Here is a 17,359-nt window from a genome sequence, read left to right as displayed (position 1 = left end):
AGTAGCGAGCGCCAGCGAGCGTATCGAGACCTCGTCGCGCGGGTCTCGATACGTCCGCTCGTCCCTCGCGGCTACTCGACCGACGAACTCAGGAGTTCTCGACGACCCAGTCGATGCAGGCGGTCAGCTTCTCGACATCCGACGGGTCGACGGCGGGGTACATCGCGATCCGCAGCTGGTTGCGGCCGAGCTTGCGGTACGGCTCGGTGTCGACGACGCCGTTGGCGCGCAGGGTCTTGGCGATGGCGGCGGCGTCGACGTCGTCCTGGAAGTCCACGGTCCCGATCACCAGCGAGCGGTGGGCGGCCTCGGCGACGTACGGGAACGTGTACGACGTCTTCTCGGCCCAGCCGTAGAGCGCGTCGGAGGAGCGGGTGGTGCGCTCGACCATGCCGGCCAGGCCGCCGTTGGCGTTCATCCAGTCCAGCTGCTCGGCCATCAGGAACAGCGTGGCGACCGACGGGGTGTTGTAGGTCTGGTTCTTCGAGGAGTTGTCGATCGCGGTCGGCAGGTCGAAGAAGGCCGGGATGTGGCGGTCGGTCGCGGCGATCCGGGCGGCCCGCTCCAGGGCGGCGGGCGACATGAGCGCGATCCACAGGCCGCCGTCGGAGGCGAAGCACTTCTGCGGGGCGAAGTAGTAGGCGTCGACGTCGTTCAGGTCGACGGGCAGGCCGCCCGCGCCCGAGGTCGCGTCGATGAGGACCAGCGAGCCCTCGTCGGCGCCGGCGGGGCGCACGACCGGCGCCATCACCGCGGTGGAGGTCTCGTTGTGCGCCCACGCGTAGACGTCGACGCCGGCCTCGGCCTCGGCGACCGGCGCGGAACCGGGCTCGGCCTTGATCACGCTCGGGGCGTCCAGCCACGGGGCGTCGGCGGCGGCCTTGGCGAACTTCGAGGAGAACTCGCCGAACGACAGGTGCTGGCTCTTCTTCTCGATCAGGCCGAAGGTCGCGATGTCCCAGAACGCCGTCGCGCCGCCGTTGCCGAGCACGACCTCGTAGCCCTCGGGCAGCGAGAACAGCTCGGCGAGGCCCTCGCGGACCCGGCCGACGGTGTTCTTCACCGGGGCCTGGCGGTGCGAGGTGCCCATCAGCGACGAGCCGGTCGCGGCGAGCGCGTCGAGGTGGCTGGTCTGGATCTTCGACGGCCCGGCGCCGAAGCGGCCGTCGGCGGGGAGCAGGTCGGCGGGGATCTGCAGGTCGGTCATGTGCTGCCTTCCGAAGGGCGAGGAGTGCGACTTCCCTGACCACGCTGTCAGCGCTGGCCATTGTTGCAGCCGCGTTGCGGCGAGATAAATCGTGGCCGGCGGCCGGACGTGAGCGATCATGGGACGCGTGACTGCGGCAGAGGTGCGGGCGCTGGAGATCGTCCGGGTGGACTACGGCCACCCCGACGCGATGCGCCTGATCGAGGAGGTCCAGGCCGAGTACGTCGCCCGGTACGGCGGCCGCGACGAGACTCCGCTCGACCCGCTGATGTTCGCGCCGCCGGAGGGCAGCTTCTTCGTCGGCTACCTGCACGGCGACGCGGTCGCGACCGGAGCCTGGCGCAAGGAGGGCGTCGAGGCGCTCGGCACCACGCGGACCGCCGAGGTCAAGCGGATGTACGTCGTACCCCGCGCCCAGCGGGCCGGCCACGCGCGCCGGATGCTCGCCCACCTGGAGGCGACCGCCCGGGCGGCGGGCTTCGAGGCGATGGTGCTGGAGACCGGCGACCGGCAGCCGGAGGCGATCGCGATGTACACCTCCTCCGGCTACGAGCCGATCCCCGGCTTCGGCTACTACCGGGACTCGCCGGTCAACCGCTGCTTCGCCCGCCGGATCGACTGATGCTGCTGCCGCCGAAGGTCGCTCACGGCGTCGCCGACGGGTCGGTGACGCTGGCCTTCCGCCGCTGGGCGAGGCCCGACGTGAAGGTGGGATCGCAGTTCCGCACGGCGGCCGGGGTCGTGCGCGTCGACGCGGTGGACCTCGTCGACGCCGGCACGATCTCCGACGAGGACGCGCTCGCCGCCGGCTGGCCGGACGCGACCCGGCTGCGCCGCCAGCTCGACAAGGTCGAGGGCGAGCTGCCGACGTACCGCGTCGTGCTGGGGTACGCCGGCCCCGACCCGCGGATCGCGCTGCGCGAGAGCGCCGACCTCGGCGACGAGGACGTCGCCGAGATCGACCGGCGGCTGGAGCGGCTGGACCGCGCCAGCAGCCACGGACCGTGGACGATGGCCACGCTCGAGCTGATCGGCCGGCGCCCGCACACCCGCGCGCCCGACCTGGCCGCGGAGCTGGGTCGCGAGCGCGACCCGTTCAAGATCGACGTACGGAAGCTGAAGAACCTCGGGCTGACCCAGAGCTTCGACGTCGGGTACGGCGTCTCGCCGCGCGGGCGGGCCTATCTGGCCCGGACCGCGCGGCGGCCCTGACCTCAGGAGTGCCAGGCGCCCTGCCAGCCCTCGACCTCGTCGGCCTTGCGGGCGGCGGGGCCGGTGTAGATCGCCGAGGGGCGGATCAGCCGGCCGGTGGTCTTCTGCTCCAGGATGTGCGCCGACCAGCCGCCGGTGCGCGCACAGGTGAACATCGAGGTGAACATGTGCGCGGGCACCTCGGCGAAGTCGAGGACGATGGCCGCCCAGAACTCCACGTTGGTCTCCAGCACCCGGTCGGGCCGGCGCTCGCGGAGCTCGGCCAGCGCGGCCTGCTCGAGCGCCTCAGCGACGGCGTAGCGCGGAGCGTCGAGCTCGCGCGCCGTACGACGCAGCACGCGGGCGCGCGGGTCCTCGGCGCGGTAGACGCGGTGGCCGAAGCCCATCAGCCGCTCGCCGGAGTCGAGCAGGCCCTTGACGTAGGCGCGGGCGTCGCCCGACCTCTCGACGTCCTCGATCATGCCGAGCACGCGGGACGGTGCGCCGCCGTGCAGCGGGCCGCTCATCGCGCCGATGGCGCCGGAGAAGGCGGCCGCGACGTCGGCGCCGGTGGAGGTGATGACGCGGGCGGTGAAGGTGGAGGCGTTCATGCCGTGCTCGGCCGCGCTGCTCCAGTAGGCGTCGATCGCCTTGACGTGCTTGGGGTCGGCCTCGCCCTTCCAGCGGATCAGGAACTTCTCGGCGAGGGTCGCGCCCTCGTCGACGACCTTCTGGGGGACGACGGGCTGGTGCAGGCCGCGGGCCGACTGGGCGGCGTACGAGAGCACCATGACGGCGAGCCGGCCGATGTCCTCGCGGGCCTGCTCGTCGCTGATGTCGTAGGTCTGGCCGAAGCCGAAGGCCGGGGCCAGCATCGCCACGGCCGCCTGCACGTCGACGCGGACGTCGCCGGTGTGCACGGGCAGGTTGTAGGGCTCGGCCGGCGCGAGCCCGGGGCTGTACTTGCCGTCGATCAGCAGGCCCCAGACGTTCTCGAACGGCACCCGGCCGACGATGTCCTCGATGTCCACGCCGCGGTAGCGCAGCGCCGAGCCCTCCTTGTCGGGCTCCGCGATCTGCGTCTCGAAGGCGACGACGCCCTCCAGGCCATGGTGTACCTCGGTCATCGGCGCGACTCCTTCGTCTCGGATGCGTCTCGGATGGCGCCCCCTCCGGCGCCCCCGGCATTGTGTACCCATCCCTAGGCTGGCCGGTATGGCCGACGCAGATCTGGACCTTCGCGCGCTTCGCCAGGAGTACGCCGCCGCGGGACTCGCCGAGGGGGACCTCGAGGCGGACCCGGTCACGATGTTCCGCCGGTGGTTCGACGAGGTGCGGGCGGCCGGCCTGCACGAGCCGAACGCGATGGTCGTCGCGACGGTCGGTGCCGACCTCGCGCCCTCCTCGCGGATGGTGCTGCTGAAGGGGCTGGACGAGGACGGCTTCGTCTTCTTCACCAACACCCGCTCCCGCAAGGGCGACGAGCTCGCGGCGAACCCGCGCTGCGCGCTGCTGTTCCCCTGGCACCCGCTGGAGCGCCAGGTCCGCATCGACGGGCTGGCCACCGCGCTGCCGCCCGCCGACGTGGCGGCGTACTTCGCCGTCCGCCCGCGCGGCTCGCAGCTCGGCGCCTGGGCCTCCCACCAGTCGCGGGTGGTCGCCGGCCGCGAGGAGCTGGCGGCGTCGTACGCCGAGGTCGAGGCGCGGTACGACGGCCGCGACGTCCCGGTCCCCGACGAGTGGGGTGGGTACGTCGTCCGTCCCGAGGCCGTCGAGTTCTGGCAGGGCCGCCCGGGACGGATGCACGACCGGCTGGTCTATCGCCGTACGCCCGAGGGCTGGCGGACCGAGCGCCTGGCTCCCTAGGAAAACCGATGGTGAGTGAGCGCTCACTCACTTAGGCTGCTCGGGTGAGCACCCACACCGACCGTCCCCGCCGCCCGCGGGCCCGGCCTCTGTCGAGCGAGGAGCGCCGGGAGGTGCTGGTCGACGCGACCCTGCGGCTGCTGCGCGAGCACGGCCGCCAGGTGACCAGCCGCCAGATCGCCGAGGAGGCGCGGGTCGCCGAGGGGACGATCTTCCGGGTCTTCGCGACCAAGGACGAGCTGGTCGACGCGGCGATCGCGCGGGCCTTCGTGCCGGGCGCGATGGTCGAGCGGCTCGCCGAGATCGACCCGGCGCTGCCCCTGGAGGAGCGGCTGGTCCGGGCGGCCTCGGTGCTCCAGCAGCGCTACCGCGCGACCTTCGACCTGATGGCCAAGGTCGGCCTGGTCAAGCCACCCCCTTCGACCCGCCACGCCCACGACCGCGAGGAGCACCTCGCGCAGTTGACCCGGATGCTCGTCGAGGTCGTCGGCGCCGACGCCGACCGGCTCTCGGTGCCCGCGGAGGACCTGGTGCACCGTCTCCGGATGCTGGTCTTCGTCGGCAGCCACCCCCACCTGTCCGACGGCCGGCTGGTCACCGCCGAGGACGCCGTTCACACCGTCCTGTACGGGCTGCTCCGCACGCCCGCGCCCGAGAGCCAGGAGTCCTGATGCTCGTCCGCCTGCTCCGCGAGCGGCTCGCGCCGTACCGCGCCTGGCTCACCGCGGTCGTCGTCCTGCAGTTCGTCGGCGTCCTCGCGATGCTCTACCTGCCCAGCCTCAACGCCCGGATCATCGACGACGGCGTCGTCACCGGCGACACCGGCACCATCTGGCGCCTCGGCGGGCTGATGCTCGCGGTGTCCGTGGTCCAGATCGCCTGCTCCGTCGGAGCGTCCTGGTACGGCGCCCGCACCGCGACCGCCTTCGGCCGCGACGTGCGACGGGACCTGTTCGCGCGGGTCGGGACGTTCTCGACCCGGGAGGTCCAGGACTTCGGCGCCCCGTCGCTGATCACCCGCACCACGAACGACGTCCAGCAGGTGCAGATGCTGGTCGTGATGACCTGCCTGATCGCGGTCTCCAGCCCGATCATGATGGTCGGCGGCGTGCTGATGGCGCTGCGCGAGGACATGGGTCTCGGGTGGATCCTGGCCGTCGTCGTGCCCGCCCTGTTCGCCAGCGTCGGCTTCGTGATCTCGCGGATGGTGCCGAGCTTCCGGGCGATGCAGGAGCGCATCGACGAGGTCAACCGCGTGCTGCGCGAGCAGATCAGCGGCATCCGGGTGGTCCGCGCGTTCGTGCGCGAGCCGCACGAGAGGGAGCGCTTCGGGGAGGCCAACGACCGGCTCACCGAGGTCGCCGTGAGCGCCGGCCGGTGGATGGCGACGCTGTTCCCGCTCGCGATGCTCGTCGTCAACGTCTCCAGCGTCGCCGTCATCTGGTTCGGCGGCCACCGCGTCGACAGCGGCCAGATGGAGGTCGGGGCGCTGACCGCGTTCCTCTCCTACCTGATGCAGATCCTGATGTCGGTGATGATGGGCACCTTCATGCTCATGCAGGTCCCGCGCTCGGCGGTCTGCGGCGAGCGGATCGCCGAGGTCCTCGACACCGAGACGTCCGTGCGCCCGCCCGAGCAGCCGGTGACGCCGGATCCCGCCGACCGGGGCCGGCTCGACCTGGAGGACGTCACCTTCGCCTACCCCGGGGCCGACGACCCCGTGCTCGACGGGATCTCCCTGCAGGCCCGGCCCGGGACCACCACCGCGGTCGTCGGCTCGACGGGCGCCGGCAAGACCACCCTGGTGAACCTGGTCCCGCGGCTCTTCGACGCGACCGGCGGGACCGTCCGGGTCGCCGGCGTCGACGTCCGCGACCTCGATCCCGACGTGCTCTGGTCGCAGATCGGCCTGGTGCCGCAGCAGGCGTACCTCTTCTCCGGCACGATCCGCAGCAACCTCCAGCACGGTCACCCGGACGCGAGCGACGAGGACATGTGGTCGGCCCTCGAGGTGGCGCAGGCGCGCGACTTCGTCGCGGCGCTGCCCGAGGGGCTCGACGCGCCCGTGGCGCAGGGCGGCACCAACTTCTCGGGCGGCCAGCGTCAGCGGCTCGCCATCGCGCGCGCCGTCGTACGACGACCGTCGATCTACCTGTTCGACGACTCGTTCTCGGCGCTCGACCTGGCCACCGACGCCCGGCTGCGCGCCGCGCTGAAGCCGGTCACCACCGACGCCACCGTCGTCGTGGTGGCCCAGCGGGTCTCCACCATCCGCGACGCGGACGCGATCCTCGTCCTCGATGGCGGCCGGGTCGTCGGCCGCGGCACGCACGCCGAGCTCCTCGAGGACTGTCCCACCTACCAGGAGATCGTCGCGTCCCAGCTCACCTCCGAGGAGGCCGTCGCATGAGCGAGCAGACCAAGAAGCCCACTCAGTCCTTCCAGGCCACCGAGCGGATCCAGGCCCCCCAGGGCGGCCCGGGCCGCGGCCCGATGGCGGCCGGCCAGGTCGGCCAGAAGGCGATGGACTTCGGCCCGTCCGCCCGGCGGCTCGTCGCCGGACTGCGACCGGACCGGTGGTGGGCGATGCTCGTCGTCGGCCTCGTCGTGGTCTCGGTGCTGCTGATGTCGATCGGCCCGCGGCTGCTCGGGCACGCCACCGACCTGGTCTTCCGCGGCTTCATCGGCGGCCGGCTGCCGGCCGGCACGCCGGAGTCCGAGCTGCCCGACGCCGTACGCGGCCAGGGGGTCGTCCCCGGCGAGGGCGTCGACTTCACCCAGGTCGGCCGCTGGCTGCTGCTCGTGCTGGCCGTGTACGTCGTCGCCTCGCTGCTGTCCTGGCTGGCCGGCTACGTCCTCAACGGCGTCGTGCAGCGGGCGGTGCGCCGGATGCGCCAGGACGTCGAGGACAAGATCCACCGGCTGCCGCTCGGCTATTTCGACCGCTCCCCGCGCGGGGAGCTGCTGAGCCGGGTCACCAACGACATCGACAACGTCAGCCAGACCCTGCAGCAGACGATGAGCCAGCTCCTCCAGTCGGTGCTCACCCTGGTCGCCGTGCTCGCGATGATGCTGTGGATCTCCCCGCTACTGGCCCTGGTCGCGCTGGTCAGCGTGCCGGTGTCGCTGATCGCGACCCGCGCGATCATGAAGCGCTCGCAAGGTCAGTTCGTCGCGCAGTGGCGTCGTACCGGACAGCTCAACGCGCACATCGAGGAGTCGTTCTCGGGTCACGCGCTGGTCAAGGTCTTCGGCCGCACCCGCGAGGTCGAGAAGGACTTCGAGGAGCACAACGAGGGCCTGTACGACGTCTCCTTCAAGGCGCAGTTCATCAGCGGCCTGGTGATGCCGACGATGATGTTCATCGGCAACCTCAACTACGTGGTGGTGGCGGTCATCGGCGCGCTGCGCGTCTCCAGCGGCGCCCTCACGCTCGGCGAGGTCCAGGCCTTCATCCAGTACACGCGGCAGTTCACCCAGCCGCTGACGACGCTGGCCTCGATGACGAACCTGCTGCAGTCGGGCGTGGCCTCGGCCGAGCGCGTCTTCGAGCTGCTCGACGCGGACGAGGAGCCGGTCGAGGAGGCGGGCTCCGGCGTCCCGGCCGCGCGCCGGGGCGAGGTGGCCTTCGAGCACGTCTCCTTCTCGTACGACGCCGAGCGCCCGCTCATCACCGACCTCTCGCTGGTCGCGCGCCCCGGGCAGACCGTCGCCATCGTCGGCCCGACCGGCGCGGGCAAGACGACCCTGGTCAACCTGGTGATGCGCTTCTACGAGCTGGACGGCGGCCGGATCACCATCGACGGCGTCGACATCGCCGCCGTACCCCGGGCGCAGCTGCGGGGTCAGATCGGCATGGTGCTGCAGGACACCTGGCTCTTCGAGGGCACGATCCGCGACAACATCGCCTACGGCCGGCCCGGCGCGAGCGAGGAGGAGGTGCTGGAGGCGGCGCGCGCGACCTTCGTCGACCGCTTCGTGCACTCGCTGCCCGACGGCTACGACACGATCGTCGACGAGTCCGGCTCGAACCTGTCCGCGGGGGAGCGGCAGCTGGTCACGATCGCGCGGGCGTTCCTCACCGACCCGGCGCTGCTGATCCTCGACGAGGCCACCAGCTCCGTCGACACCCGCACCGAGCTGCTCCTGCAGCAGGCCATGGCCGCCCTGCGCACCGACCGCACGTCGTTCGTCATCGCCCACCGGCTCTCCACGATCCGCGACGCCGACCTGATCCTGGTCATGGAGGACGGCGCCATCGTCGAGCAGGGCACCCACGCCGAGCTGATCGCCGCCGAGGGCGCCTACGCGCGGCTGCACGCCGCGCAGTTCGCGGCGGCTGCGGCGGGGTGAGGCCGGGGCTGGGCCGGGACTGGGGGGTGGGCCGGGGCCGGGGGTGGGCCGGGTCGGCCTGTCCGGAGGCCGCAATTGCAGCCGTTGGACAGGCTCGCGACGGTTGACCCTGTCGTACGGCCGCAATTGCGGCGGTACGTCGACCCGGCGGCGGTTCGTCCTGTCCTACGGCCGCAATTGCGGCCGTAGGGCGGCCCCGGGAGCCGCTGGCCACCGGCCCGGGGCTAAATGCCTTGAGCGGCACGAACGGCCGACCTAGCCTCGTCGTACACGGGAAAGGAGGTGGTCCGAAGAATGAGTTCTTTCAGGACGCGTGAGGTGGCTGCCCGCTAGCAGCCCCAGCAGGACGACGGGGTGGAAGCACCCCTGAAGCTGCTGGCGAATCCCAAGCAGCTACCCGACCCGCAGGTGAACCGGAACCACGTCCTCCGGTGCGGCGCTCGGACTCCGGTCCGAAAAGCCACGCCTGCGGGTCGCTGCATGTCCGGACCCGCCCAGTGCCCGCCCCCAGGAGGCGTCAGGCCGCCTGGGTCGCCCCGCCGCCGGAGGCCGAGGGGCCGGCCGACAGCTCGCCGATCGGCTCGCCGAGCGGCATGGTGTCGGCGATCGGGGCCGGGTCGGCGACGGTGGCCGTCGCCGGAGCCGCGTCGACCGCCGCGTCGACCGCCGCGTCGGCGGAGGATCCCTCCGCCGCAGGGACGGGCTTCGGCGGCTCGCCGACGAGCATCGCGACGGCCGACATGGCCAGCCAGGCGATGACGAGCGCCACGGCGAAGCGGCTCCCGGCGTCCTCCATCGGGACGGTCCGGGTGATGAAGCCCTGGTAGAGCGCGGGCGACGACGCGAGCACGGCGCCGGCGAGCACGGGGGCGGACAGCATCCTCATGCGGTGACCTCCATCATCGGGGTGCGGTCGGCGTCGCCTGTCACGACGCCGGCGGAGCGGACCTGGGCGGTCCCGGTCAGCTCGGTGTAGGCGAGCACGGGCAGCCGGTCGACGGTCGTGTGCACGAGTCGTCGTACGGCGGCCCGCAGCTGCGGCGCGCACACCAGGATCGGGTGGATGCCGCGGTTCTCGGCGTCCAGCATCAGCTGGGCGACGCTGCCGACCACGGCGTGCGTGGTGACCGGGTCGAGAGCGATGGTCGCGCCCTGGTCGGAGGGCCGCAGCGACTCCAGCATCCGCTGCTCCAGCTGCGGCTCGAGGCTGATCACGTGCACGGTGTCGTCGCTGACGTGCGGGGCCACGATGGCGGGGCCGAGCGCGGTGCGGGCGGCCTCGACGAGCGCGTCGAGCTCCTTGGTCGCCTGGGCGCGCAGGGAGAGGGCCTCGAAGATCCGGACCAGGTCGCGGATGGAGACGCCCTCGTCGAGCAGGGCCGCGAGGACCCGCTGCACCTCGCCGAGGCTGAGCAGGGCGGGGGTGAGCTCCTCGACGACGTTGGGGTGGCTGCGCTTGACGACCTCGGTGAGCATCTTGACGTCCTCGCGGCCGAGCAGCCGGCCGGCGTGGGTGGAGACGATCTCGGCGAGGTGCGTGGTGATCACGGCCGCCCGGTCCACGACGGTGGCGCCGCTGAGCTCGGCCTGCCCGCGCAGCTCCGCCGGGATCCACTTGGCCTCCAGGCCGAAGACCGGCTCCCGGGTGGGCTCGCCGGGCAGCGATCCGAGGAAGTCGCCGATGGCGAGCACGGTGCCCTGGGGCGCCTCGCCGCGCGCGATCTCGATGTCGAAGAGCTTGATGGCGTACGTCCGGGCGGGCAGCTCGAGGTTGTCCCGGGTGCGGACCGGAGGTACGACGACGCCGATCTCGGCGGCCACCTTCCGGCGCAGCGCCTTGACCCGTTCGAGCAGGTCGCCGCCGCTGGTGGTGTCGACGAGGTCGATCAGGTCGGCGGAGAGCTCGAGGCCGAGCGGATCCACCTGGATCTCGGCGGCGAGTCCCTCGGGGGAGTCGTCGGGGCGCGCGGCGATCTCGGCGACGGCGGCATCGGCATCGGCCTGGCCCGCCAGCGGCTCGGAGACCCGGGTCGAGATCAGCAGCAGGACCCCGCCGGTGAGCAGGAAGGGGATCTTCGGCAGGCCGGGGATCAGGCAGATCGTCATCGAGGCGAAGCCGGCCACGCGCAGCGGCATCTTGTTGGTGGTCAGCTGCCGCACGATGTCGGAGCCCATGTCGGCGTCGCCCGCGCTGCGGGTCACGATCAGGCCGGTGGCGACCGAGAGCAGCAGGGCGGGGATCTGGGAGACCAGGCCGTCACCGACCGAGAGCAGGCTGTACGTCGAGATCGCGTCGCCCGCCGACATCCCCATCTGGGTCATGCCGATCGCGAAGCCGCCGAGCAGGTTGACGACCGTGATGATGATGGCGGCGATCGCGTCGCCCTTGACGAACTTCGAGGCACCGTCCATGGCGCCGTAGAAGTCGGCCTCGGCGTGCACCTCCTGGCGGCGCCGGCGTGCCTCGTCCTCGTCGATGAGGCCGGAGTTCAGGTCGGCGTCGATGGCCATCTGCTTGCCGGGCATCGCGTCGAGGGTGAAGCGGGCGCCGACCTCGGCGACCCGCTCGGCGCCCTTGGTGATCACCATGAACTGGATGACCAGCAGGATCGCGAAGATGATCAGGCCGACGATGAGCGAGCCGCCGACGACGAAGTGGCCGAAGGTCTCGATCACCTTGCCGGCGTACCCGTCGACCAGCACCAGCCGGGTGGCGCTCACGTTCAACGCCAGCCGGAAGAGCGTCATCACGAGCAGGACGGCGGGGAAGGACGCGAAGTCCAGCGGCCGGACCACGAACATGGCGGTCAGCAGCACCAGCAGCCCGCCGGTGATGTTCGCGGCGATCAGCAGGTCCAGCAGGACGGCGGGCAGCGGGACGACCAGCATCACGACGATCAGGACGATGCCGAGGGGCACGCCGAGCTGGGTCAGTCGCTTGAGGACCATGGGACGGGTCGTCTCCTGAGTTCGGATGTGGTCGCCGTCCGTGGCCCACGAGTGACGCCGTCCTGGCCTCAGCTGCCCTATCGACCGGTGAGGAGGGGACCTGAGGTGATCGGGCGGCGCCGGCGGTGCCCGGCCGGCGCGACCTGCGGGACCTCGACGCGGCGGGGGCTGTCGTGGCGCCCGCCGGTGCGGCCGGTGTTGCGGCGGCCGATGACGAAGGCCAGCACCTGCGCCACCGCCGCGAACAGCTCGGCGGGGATCTGCTGGCCCACCTCGGTGGAGGTGTAGAGGGCGCGGGCCAGCGGCACGTCCTGCACCAGGGGTACGTCGGCCTCCGACGCGACCTCGCGGATCCGCGCGGCGATCGCGCCTGCTCCGCGGGCGACGACGATCGGCGCGTTCCGGTCGGGCTGGTAGCGCAGGGCGACGGCGACGTGGGTCGGGTTGACCAGGACGACGTCGGCCTGGGGGACGTCGGCCATCATCCGGTTCCGGGCGGTGGCGAGCTGGCGGGAGCGGATGGCGCTCTTGACCAGCGGGTCGCCGTCGCTCTGCTTGTGCTCCTGCTTGACCTCGTGCTTGCTCATCCGGGTCTGCTTGCCGGTCCGGCGCCGCTGCACCAGGTAGTCGAGCGCGGCCATCACGACGCCGGCGAGGGCGGCGCTGCGCAGCATCGACATGGCGTGCGCGGCGAGCGCCTCGAAGACCACGTCGAAGGGCACCATGCCGCCGAGCAGCGGCATCATGCCGCGGACGGCCGAGTAGACCATCGCGGCCACGATGGCGCACTTGATCAGCATCTTCACGCCCTCCCAGAGGGCCTGCGGTCCGAAGACCCGCTTGGCGCCCTGGATCGGGTCGAGCTTGGACAGCTTCGGCTTGACCGCCTTGCTGGCGACGTAGAAGCCGCCCTGCGCGATCGTGGCCGCGACGCTGATGAGCATCATGCCGGTCCCGAGCGCCACGATGACGACCAACGTGTGCAGGCCCGCGTCGCCGAAGAGCTGCAGCGCCCCGGGCACGGTCGGCTCCTCGATGAGCCGCAGGCTCCGGATCATCAGCGCCCGCAGCTCCGCCAGCTCGTAGCCGACCAGGCTCGGGAGCGCCAGGGTGAGCAGCAGCAGCGCCGACCACGCCCCGAGCTCCTGGGTCCGCGCGACCTGTCCCTCCTTGCGCGCTTCCTTCTTGCGCTTGGCGGTGGGCTGCTCGGTCTTCTCCTCGCTCATGGGCCGATCACCCCGTTCCCGCGAAGGTCGCCATGGCCTCCAGGGCCAGTTCGACGAGGTGGTCCATGACGCCCGGCAGGACCGGGAAGGAGAGCCCCACGAGGAGCAGGGTCAGCCCGATCTTGGCCGGGAACATGACGTTGAGGGCGTTCAGTGCGGGCGCGACCTTGGTCATCAGGGCGAGGCCGAGGTCGGCGACGAACAGCACCGCGATCATCGGCAGCGCGATCTGCACGGCGGTCACGAAGAAGACCTCGAAGGCCTTGGTGAGCAGCACCGAGCTGCGGTCGAGGTCGGGCGTCTCGCCGATGGGCAGCAGCCGGAACGTGGTCAACAGGCCGCCGATGACCAGCAGGTGGCCGCCGCTGGCGAAGAGCAGCATGGTGGCCAGCATCTGGTGGAACTTGCCGAAGACGGTCGAGTTGTTCATCGCCAGCGGGTCGAAGCCCTGGGCGAGTGCGAAGCCGCCGAAGACGTCGACCATGCTGCCTGCCGCGGCGATCGCGGCGAACAGCAGCGACGTCAGGAAGCCCATCGCCAGACCGATCAGCACCTGGGTCAGCGCGGTGAGGAGCATCCCGTAGGTGTCCACGGGGATCTCGGTCTGCGCCATCGCGGGCGCGACCGCCAGGGCCAGGCCCAGGCTGAGCACCACCTTGGCGCCCGCCGGCACGCCGCGCGAGGAGAACGGCGGTACGACGGCCATCCACGCGACGATGCGCAGCGACGCGAGGAGGAACGCGATCGCGGGCTCGCCGGCGATGGAGACGGTCATGGGCGTGGGGGTCCTGGTCGGGGTCAGCCGAGGAGCGACGGGATGCGCTCGAAGAGCTGCTCGGTGAAGGTCATCAGGGTGTGCAGCATCCAGTTGCCGCTGAGCACGATGGCGCCGCCGACGGCGACGACCTTCGGCACGAACGCCAGGGTGAACTCCTGGATCTGGGTCATCGACTGGAACAGCGAGATCAGGAACCCGACCGCGAGGGCGGTGACCAGGATCGGGGCGGAGAGCTTCAGCGAGACCACCATGGTCTGCATCGCGATGTCGATGATGTCGTTGTCGGACATGACGGGTCCCTACTGATAGCTGGCGACCAGGGACGTGATCACCAGTCCCCAGCCGTTGACGAGGACGAAGAGCAGCAGCTTGAACGGGAGGGAGACCATCACCGGCGGCATCATCATCATGCCCAGCGCCATCAGCGCCCCGCTCACGACGAGGTCGATGACGAGGAACGGGATGAAGATGATGAACCCGATGATGAACGCCTGTTTGAGCTCGCTCAGCACGAAGGCGGGCACCAGCATGGTCATCGGGGTGTCGGCGCGGTCGCCGGGCAGCTCGCGCTGGGCGACGTTCGCGAGGAGCTCGATCTCCTCGTCCCCGGTCTGGTGGAGCATGAAGGTCTTCAGAGGGTCGATGCCGGCGTCCCACGCCTGGGCGCTGGTCAGCTCGCCGTCGAGGTAGGGCTGGACGCCCTGCTCGTTCATGTCGGAGAGCACCGGCGCCATGATGAACAGGCTCAGGAAGAGCGCCAGCCCGGCCAGGACCTGGTTCGGCGGGGTCTGCTGCAGCCCGAGCGCGTTGCGGGTCAGGCCCAGGACGATCAGGATCTTGGTGAAGCAGGTGCAGGTCAGCAGGATGGCCGGTGCCAGCGAGAGCAGCGTGATCGTCAGCAGCAGCGTGATCGAGGAGCTGGGCTCGTCGGTGAGCCCGTCGAGCTCCACCACCACCGACCCGTCGCCCGGCTCGGCCGGACCGGCCGGGCCGCCGGGGCCAGACGGCCCCTCGTCGGCCAGGACCGGTACGACGACCGTCGCGACCGACGTGCTCGCGGCGACGGGAGCCGCCGCGGAGGCCGGCTGGGCGAGCGCGCCGAGGCCCCCGATCACGAGCATGCCGAGGAGAGCGCCCAGGAGGATTCCGAGGCGCTGGAGCGGGCGGGTCACGAGGCGCGCCGGGTGACCGCACGCGCCGCGAGGCGCCAGGTGTCGGGGGAGAGGAGCGAGCCGGTCAGCGGGCCGGACGGAGCGCCGGGGGTCCGCTCCTCGGAGAGCAGCACCTGGGCCGGGGTGAGCCGGGGGGCCGTGACGGCCGCCTTCAGCTCGGCCTCCAGCTCGGCCTCCAAGGTGGCGGCGAAGGAGGCGACCTCCGCCTCCTGGACCGGGGCCAGGTCGGCCGACGCGCTGCCGGCCGGGTCGGCGCAGGGCGCCGTGCTCGCCGCGACGGCGGCGGCCGCGAGACCGCGCTTCGACGCCCGGCGCGGCTCGAGCCAGCGGACCGGCTCCTCGACGAGGCGCGCGGTCCGGCCGAACAGGCTGTCCCGGCCGGCGTCGGCATCAGCGGCCTCGGCGGCCTCGGTGGCCTCGTCCGTCTCGGCCGGAGCCGGGACGTCGACGGTGGCCGGGTCGAGCTCGGTGAGCATCTGGACCTGCTGGTCGGTGGTGCCGAGCAGCAGCACGCGGCCGCCGACCGAGACCAGGGCGAGGCCCGAGCCGCGGCTCAGCGACTGGCGGTGCAGGACCTGCAGCGGCGAGCTGGTGCGGCCCTTGAAGCGCCGGGCGCCCAGGCGGGCGCAGAGCAGCAGGAGGCCCAGCACGACGGCCAGCGAGAAGACCATCCGGACGGCGAGCTCGATCATGGGTCAGCTCGCCGCGCTCTCGTCGTTGATGATCTCGGTGACGCGCAGCCCGAAGTCCTCGTCGACCACGACGACCTCGCCGCGGGCGATCAGGCGGCCGTTGACCAGCAGGTCGGCCGGGCTGCCGGCGGCGCGGTCGAGCTCGAGGACGGCGCCGGGGGCCAGGGCGAGCAGGTCGCGGACCGGCATCCGGGTGCGCCCCAGCTCGACGGTGACCTCCATCTCGACGCCGTGCAGCATCTCGATGCCCCGCCCGCCCGCGATCGGCCGGAGCCGCGCGGAGGGGAGCAGGGACGACGACGCCGCGGCGGGGGCCGGGGCGCCGGGAGCGGTCTCGGGGGCCGCGGCGGCCTCGGTGGACTCGACGGTCTCGACCTCGACGGTCTCGACCTCGGCCACCACGGCGGCCTCGACCACGTCCACGGCCTCGGTCGCCGGCACCTCGACGCCGGCGGCGGCCGCCAGCAGGGCGGTGGGCACGAGGAGCGCGCCGGAGATGGTCATGCCGATCAGCGGCACGGCGTACAGGTCGGTGCCGAGCTCGGCCTCGACCAGCTCGAGGTCGACCTGGCGGGCGGCGTCGGCGCCGGAGCCCAGGACGGCGGCGGCGGCGTCGAGCGCCGGCTGGACGGCGGCGGCCAGCTCCAGGCTGCCGAGCGGGCTGGACTTCAGCGCCTCGACCAGGTCCTCGCCGACGAGGACGGCGATCCGGCCGGTCCGGCCGCCGGACAGGTTCGCGACGGCGGCGCCGGCGAACAGGCCCGTGACGTGCTCGGTGGCCGGCTGCGGGTCGCCCGGCACGAGCGGGTCCGCGGCCGGCAGGACCGGAGCGACGGCCTCGGCGGCGGCGGCGAGCAGGCTCGCCATCGCCGGGTCGAGGGCGGCATCGAGGGCGGCATCAAGGGCGGCGGGCTGGTCGGTGGGCAGGTCGGTCACGGGGTCTCCTCAGGGGTGGCGACGATCAGGGCGGCGAGCCGGGGCCCCTGGGCCCCGGCCGTCGCGTGGGCGAAGGCGGTGTCGTCGACGGTGACGTCGAGCGGGGCGGAGGCGGGGTGCGCCAGCCGGAGCACGTCGCCCGGCTGCAGCGCGGTCAGCGTGGCGGGGTCCAGCACCGTGCTGCGGAAGCGGACGGAGACGTCGACCGGGACGGTCTGGAACTTGCCCTGGAGCAGCCCGGCGGCCCGCTCGCGCTCGGCGCGCTCCCGGTTGGACACGGGGGCGGGGGCGGCGGCGGAGGAGAGGAACGGCAGCAGGCCGTTGAACGGCAGGCACACGGTCATCTCGTGCGACCGCTCGCCGATGCGCAGCTCGAGGCGCACCACCACGACGGTGTCGGCCGGGCCGACGACCTGGGCGAACTGGGGGCTGTACTCGACGCCGGTGACCTCGGGGTCGAGGGCGACGATGTCGGCGAGGGAGTAGCGCATCTCGCCGAGGAGGCGGGTGACGACGCCCTTGATGACGCCGCTCTCGATCTCGGTCAGCGGGCGCTCGGGCTGCCGACCGGACCCGGGACCGCCGAGCATGTGGTCGATGCAGGTCATCACGGCGTTCAGCGGGATCTCGATCACGCCGATGCCGGGCATCGGCTCGGTCGAGAACATCGTCATGTACGTCGTCGAGCGCAACGAGTCGATGTACTCGGCGTACGTGCGCTGGTCGACCTTCGTGACCTCGACGTGGCACACGCTGCGCAGCGCCGAGGTGAAGACGGTCATCGCCTGGCGCGCGAACGCGTCGAAGCCCAGCTGCAGGATGCGCTGGTGCTCGCGGGACAGCTGGACGGGTCGCTTGAAGTCGTACGGCACGGGCTCGCTGGTCCGGGTACGACGGCGCGATCGACTCGTCGGGCGCCCCGGGGAGCTGCCGGAGAACGTGGGGTTCGTCTGGCTCACGCCCGCTGCATCGGCGCAGCGGGCGATCAC

General features: G+C 72.2%; 17 protein-coding genes. 6 read left to right on the top strand and 11 right to left on the bottom strand.

The window, feature by feature from the left end; genetic code table 11:
• Window positions 1-88 precede the first annotated feature (88 nt).
• Entirely contained in the window at window positions 89-1,207 is a 1,119-nt protein-coding gene (gene serC / locus VMF51_RS01620) for a phosphoserine transaminase (protein ID WP_325472636.1), read from the bottom strand.
• A gap of 127 nt (window positions 1,208-1,334) precedes the next feature.
• Between serC and VMF51_RS01615 the strand changes: the two genes are divergently transcribed.
• Both VMF51_RS01615 and VMF51_RS01610 read left to right on the top strand, forming a co-directional pair.
• Entirely contained in the window at window positions 1,335-1,829 is a 495-nt protein-coding gene (locus VMF51_RS01615; protein WP_325472635.1) for a GNAT family N-acetyltransferase, read from the top strand.
• Entirely contained in the window at window positions 1,829-2,419 is a 591-nt protein-coding gene (locus VMF51_RS01610) for a hypothetical protein (protein ID WP_325472634.1), read from the top strand. Before VMF51_RS01615 ends, VMF51_RS01610 begins: the two co-directional genes overlap by 1 nt.
• A gap of 2 nt (window positions 2,420-2,421) precedes the next feature.
• Here the strand turns inward: VMF51_RS01610 and VMF51_RS01605 are convergent, their stop codons facing one another.
• The gene (locus VMF51_RS01605; protein ID WP_325472633.1) at window positions 2,422-3,525 is read right to left on the bottom strand and encodes a citrate synthase 2; all 1,104 of its coding nucleotides are present in this window, start codon (window positions 3,523-3,525) and stop codon (window positions 2,422-2,424) included.
• An 88-nt stretch (window positions 3,526-3,613) separates the two neighbouring features.
• On the opposite strand from VMF51_RS01605, the gene pdxH reads away from it, so the two are divergent.
• From pdxH to VMF51_RS01585, 4 genes are all read left to right on the top strand, one after another.
• A complete protein-coding gene (gene pdxH / locus VMF51_RS01600) occupies window positions 3,614-4,264 on the top strand; it encodes a pyridoxamine 5'-phosphate oxidase (protein WP_325472632.1) in 651 nt (216 codons plus the stop codon).
• 44 nt (window positions 4,265-4,308) lie between these two features.
• Window positions 4,309-4,935 (top strand): helix-turn-helix domain-containing protein, encoded by a 627-nt coding sequence (locus tag VMF51_RS01595; RefSeq protein ID WP_325472631.1) that lies wholly within the window; start codon window positions 4,309-4,311, stop codon window positions 4,933-4,935.
• Entirely contained in the window at window positions 4,935-6,674 is a 1,740-nt protein-coding gene (locus VMF51_RS01590) for an ABC transporter ATP-binding protein (protein ID WP_325472630.1), read from the top strand. The genes VMF51_RS01595 and VMF51_RS01590 overlap by 1 nt, the downstream gene beginning before the upstream one ends.
• Before the next feature lie 83 nt (window positions 6,675-6,757).
• A complete protein-coding gene (locus VMF51_RS01585; RefSeq protein ID WP_325472652.1) occupies window positions 6,758-8,617 on the top strand; it encodes an ABC transporter ATP-binding protein in 1,860 nt (619 codons plus the stop codon).
• A 517-nt stretch (window positions 8,618-9,134) separates the two neighbouring features.
• Here VMF51_RS01585 and VMF51_RS01580 read toward each other — a convergent pair.
• From VMF51_RS01580 to VMF51_RS01540, 9 genes are all read right to left on the bottom strand, one after another.
• A complete protein-coding gene (locus VMF51_RS01580; RefSeq protein WP_325472629.1) occupies window positions 9,135-9,503 on the bottom strand; it encodes a hypothetical protein in 369 nt (122 codons plus the stop codon).
• A complete protein-coding gene (gene flhA / locus VMF51_RS01575; RefSeq protein ID WP_325472628.1) occupies window positions 9,500-11,566 on the bottom strand; it encodes a flagellar biosynthesis protein FlhA in 2,067 nt (688 codons plus the stop codon). Before flhA ends, VMF51_RS01580 begins: the two co-directional genes overlap by 4 nt.
• A 77-nt stretch (window positions 11,567-11,643) precedes the next feature.
• Window positions 11,644-12,792, bottom strand: coding sequence for an EscU/YscU/HrcU family type III secretion system export apparatus switch protein (locus VMF51_RS01570; protein ID WP_325472627.1), 1,149 nt, complete (start codon window positions 12,790-12,792; stop codon window positions 11,644-11,646).
• A 7-nt stretch (window positions 12,793-12,799) separates the two neighbouring features.
• Window positions 12,800-13,567 (bottom strand): flagellar biosynthetic protein FliR, encoded by a 768-nt coding sequence (locus VMF51_RS01565; RefSeq protein WP_325472626.1) that lies wholly within the window; start codon window positions 13,565-13,567, stop codon window positions 12,800-12,802.
• Window positions 13,568-13,590: 23 nt separating this feature from the next.
• Window positions 13,591-13,860 (bottom strand): flagellar biosynthesis protein FliQ, encoded by a 270-nt coding sequence (fliQ, locus tag VMF51_RS01560; protein WP_325472625.1) that lies wholly within the window; start codon window positions 13,858-13,860, stop codon window positions 13,591-13,593.
• 9 nt (window positions 13,861-13,869) lie between these two features.
• The gene (gene fliP / locus VMF51_RS01555; RefSeq protein ID WP_325472624.1) at window positions 13,870-14,742 is read right to left on the bottom strand and encodes a flagellar type III secretion system pore protein FliP; all 873 of its coding nucleotides are present in this window, start codon (window positions 14,740-14,742) and stop codon (window positions 13,870-13,872) included.
• On the bottom strand, window positions 14,739-15,434 hold the full coding sequence (locus VMF51_RS01550) for a flagellar biosynthetic protein FliO (protein ID WP_325472623.1): 696 nt from the start codon (window positions 15,432-15,434) through the stop codon (window positions 14,739-14,741). The genes fliP and VMF51_RS01550 overlap by 4 nt, the downstream gene beginning before the upstream one ends.
• 3 nt (window positions 15,435-15,437) lie before the next feature.
• Complete coding sequence (gene fliN, locus VMF51_RS01545; protein ID WP_325472622.1) at window positions 15,438-16,370, bottom strand: flagellar motor switch protein FliN; 933 nt, start codon at window positions 16,368-16,370, stop codon at window positions 15,438-15,440.
• Window positions 16,367-17,329, bottom strand: coding sequence for a flagellar motor switch protein FliM (locus tag VMF51_RS01540; protein ID WP_325472621.1), 963 nt, complete (start codon window positions 17,327-17,329; stop codon window positions 16,367-16,369). The genes fliN and VMF51_RS01540 overlap by 4 nt, the downstream gene beginning before the upstream one ends.
• Between the last annotated feature and the right edge of the window lie 30 nt (window positions 17,330-17,359).

This window comes from Nocardioides sp. (assembly GCF_035503875.1).
Classification (GTDB): domain Bacteria; phylum Actinomycetota; class Actinomycetes; order Propionibacteriales; family Nocardioidaceae; genus Nocardioides.
Note: the sequence above shows the minus strand (reverse complement) of the source record. Positions and strands in the feature narration are given on the sequence as shown.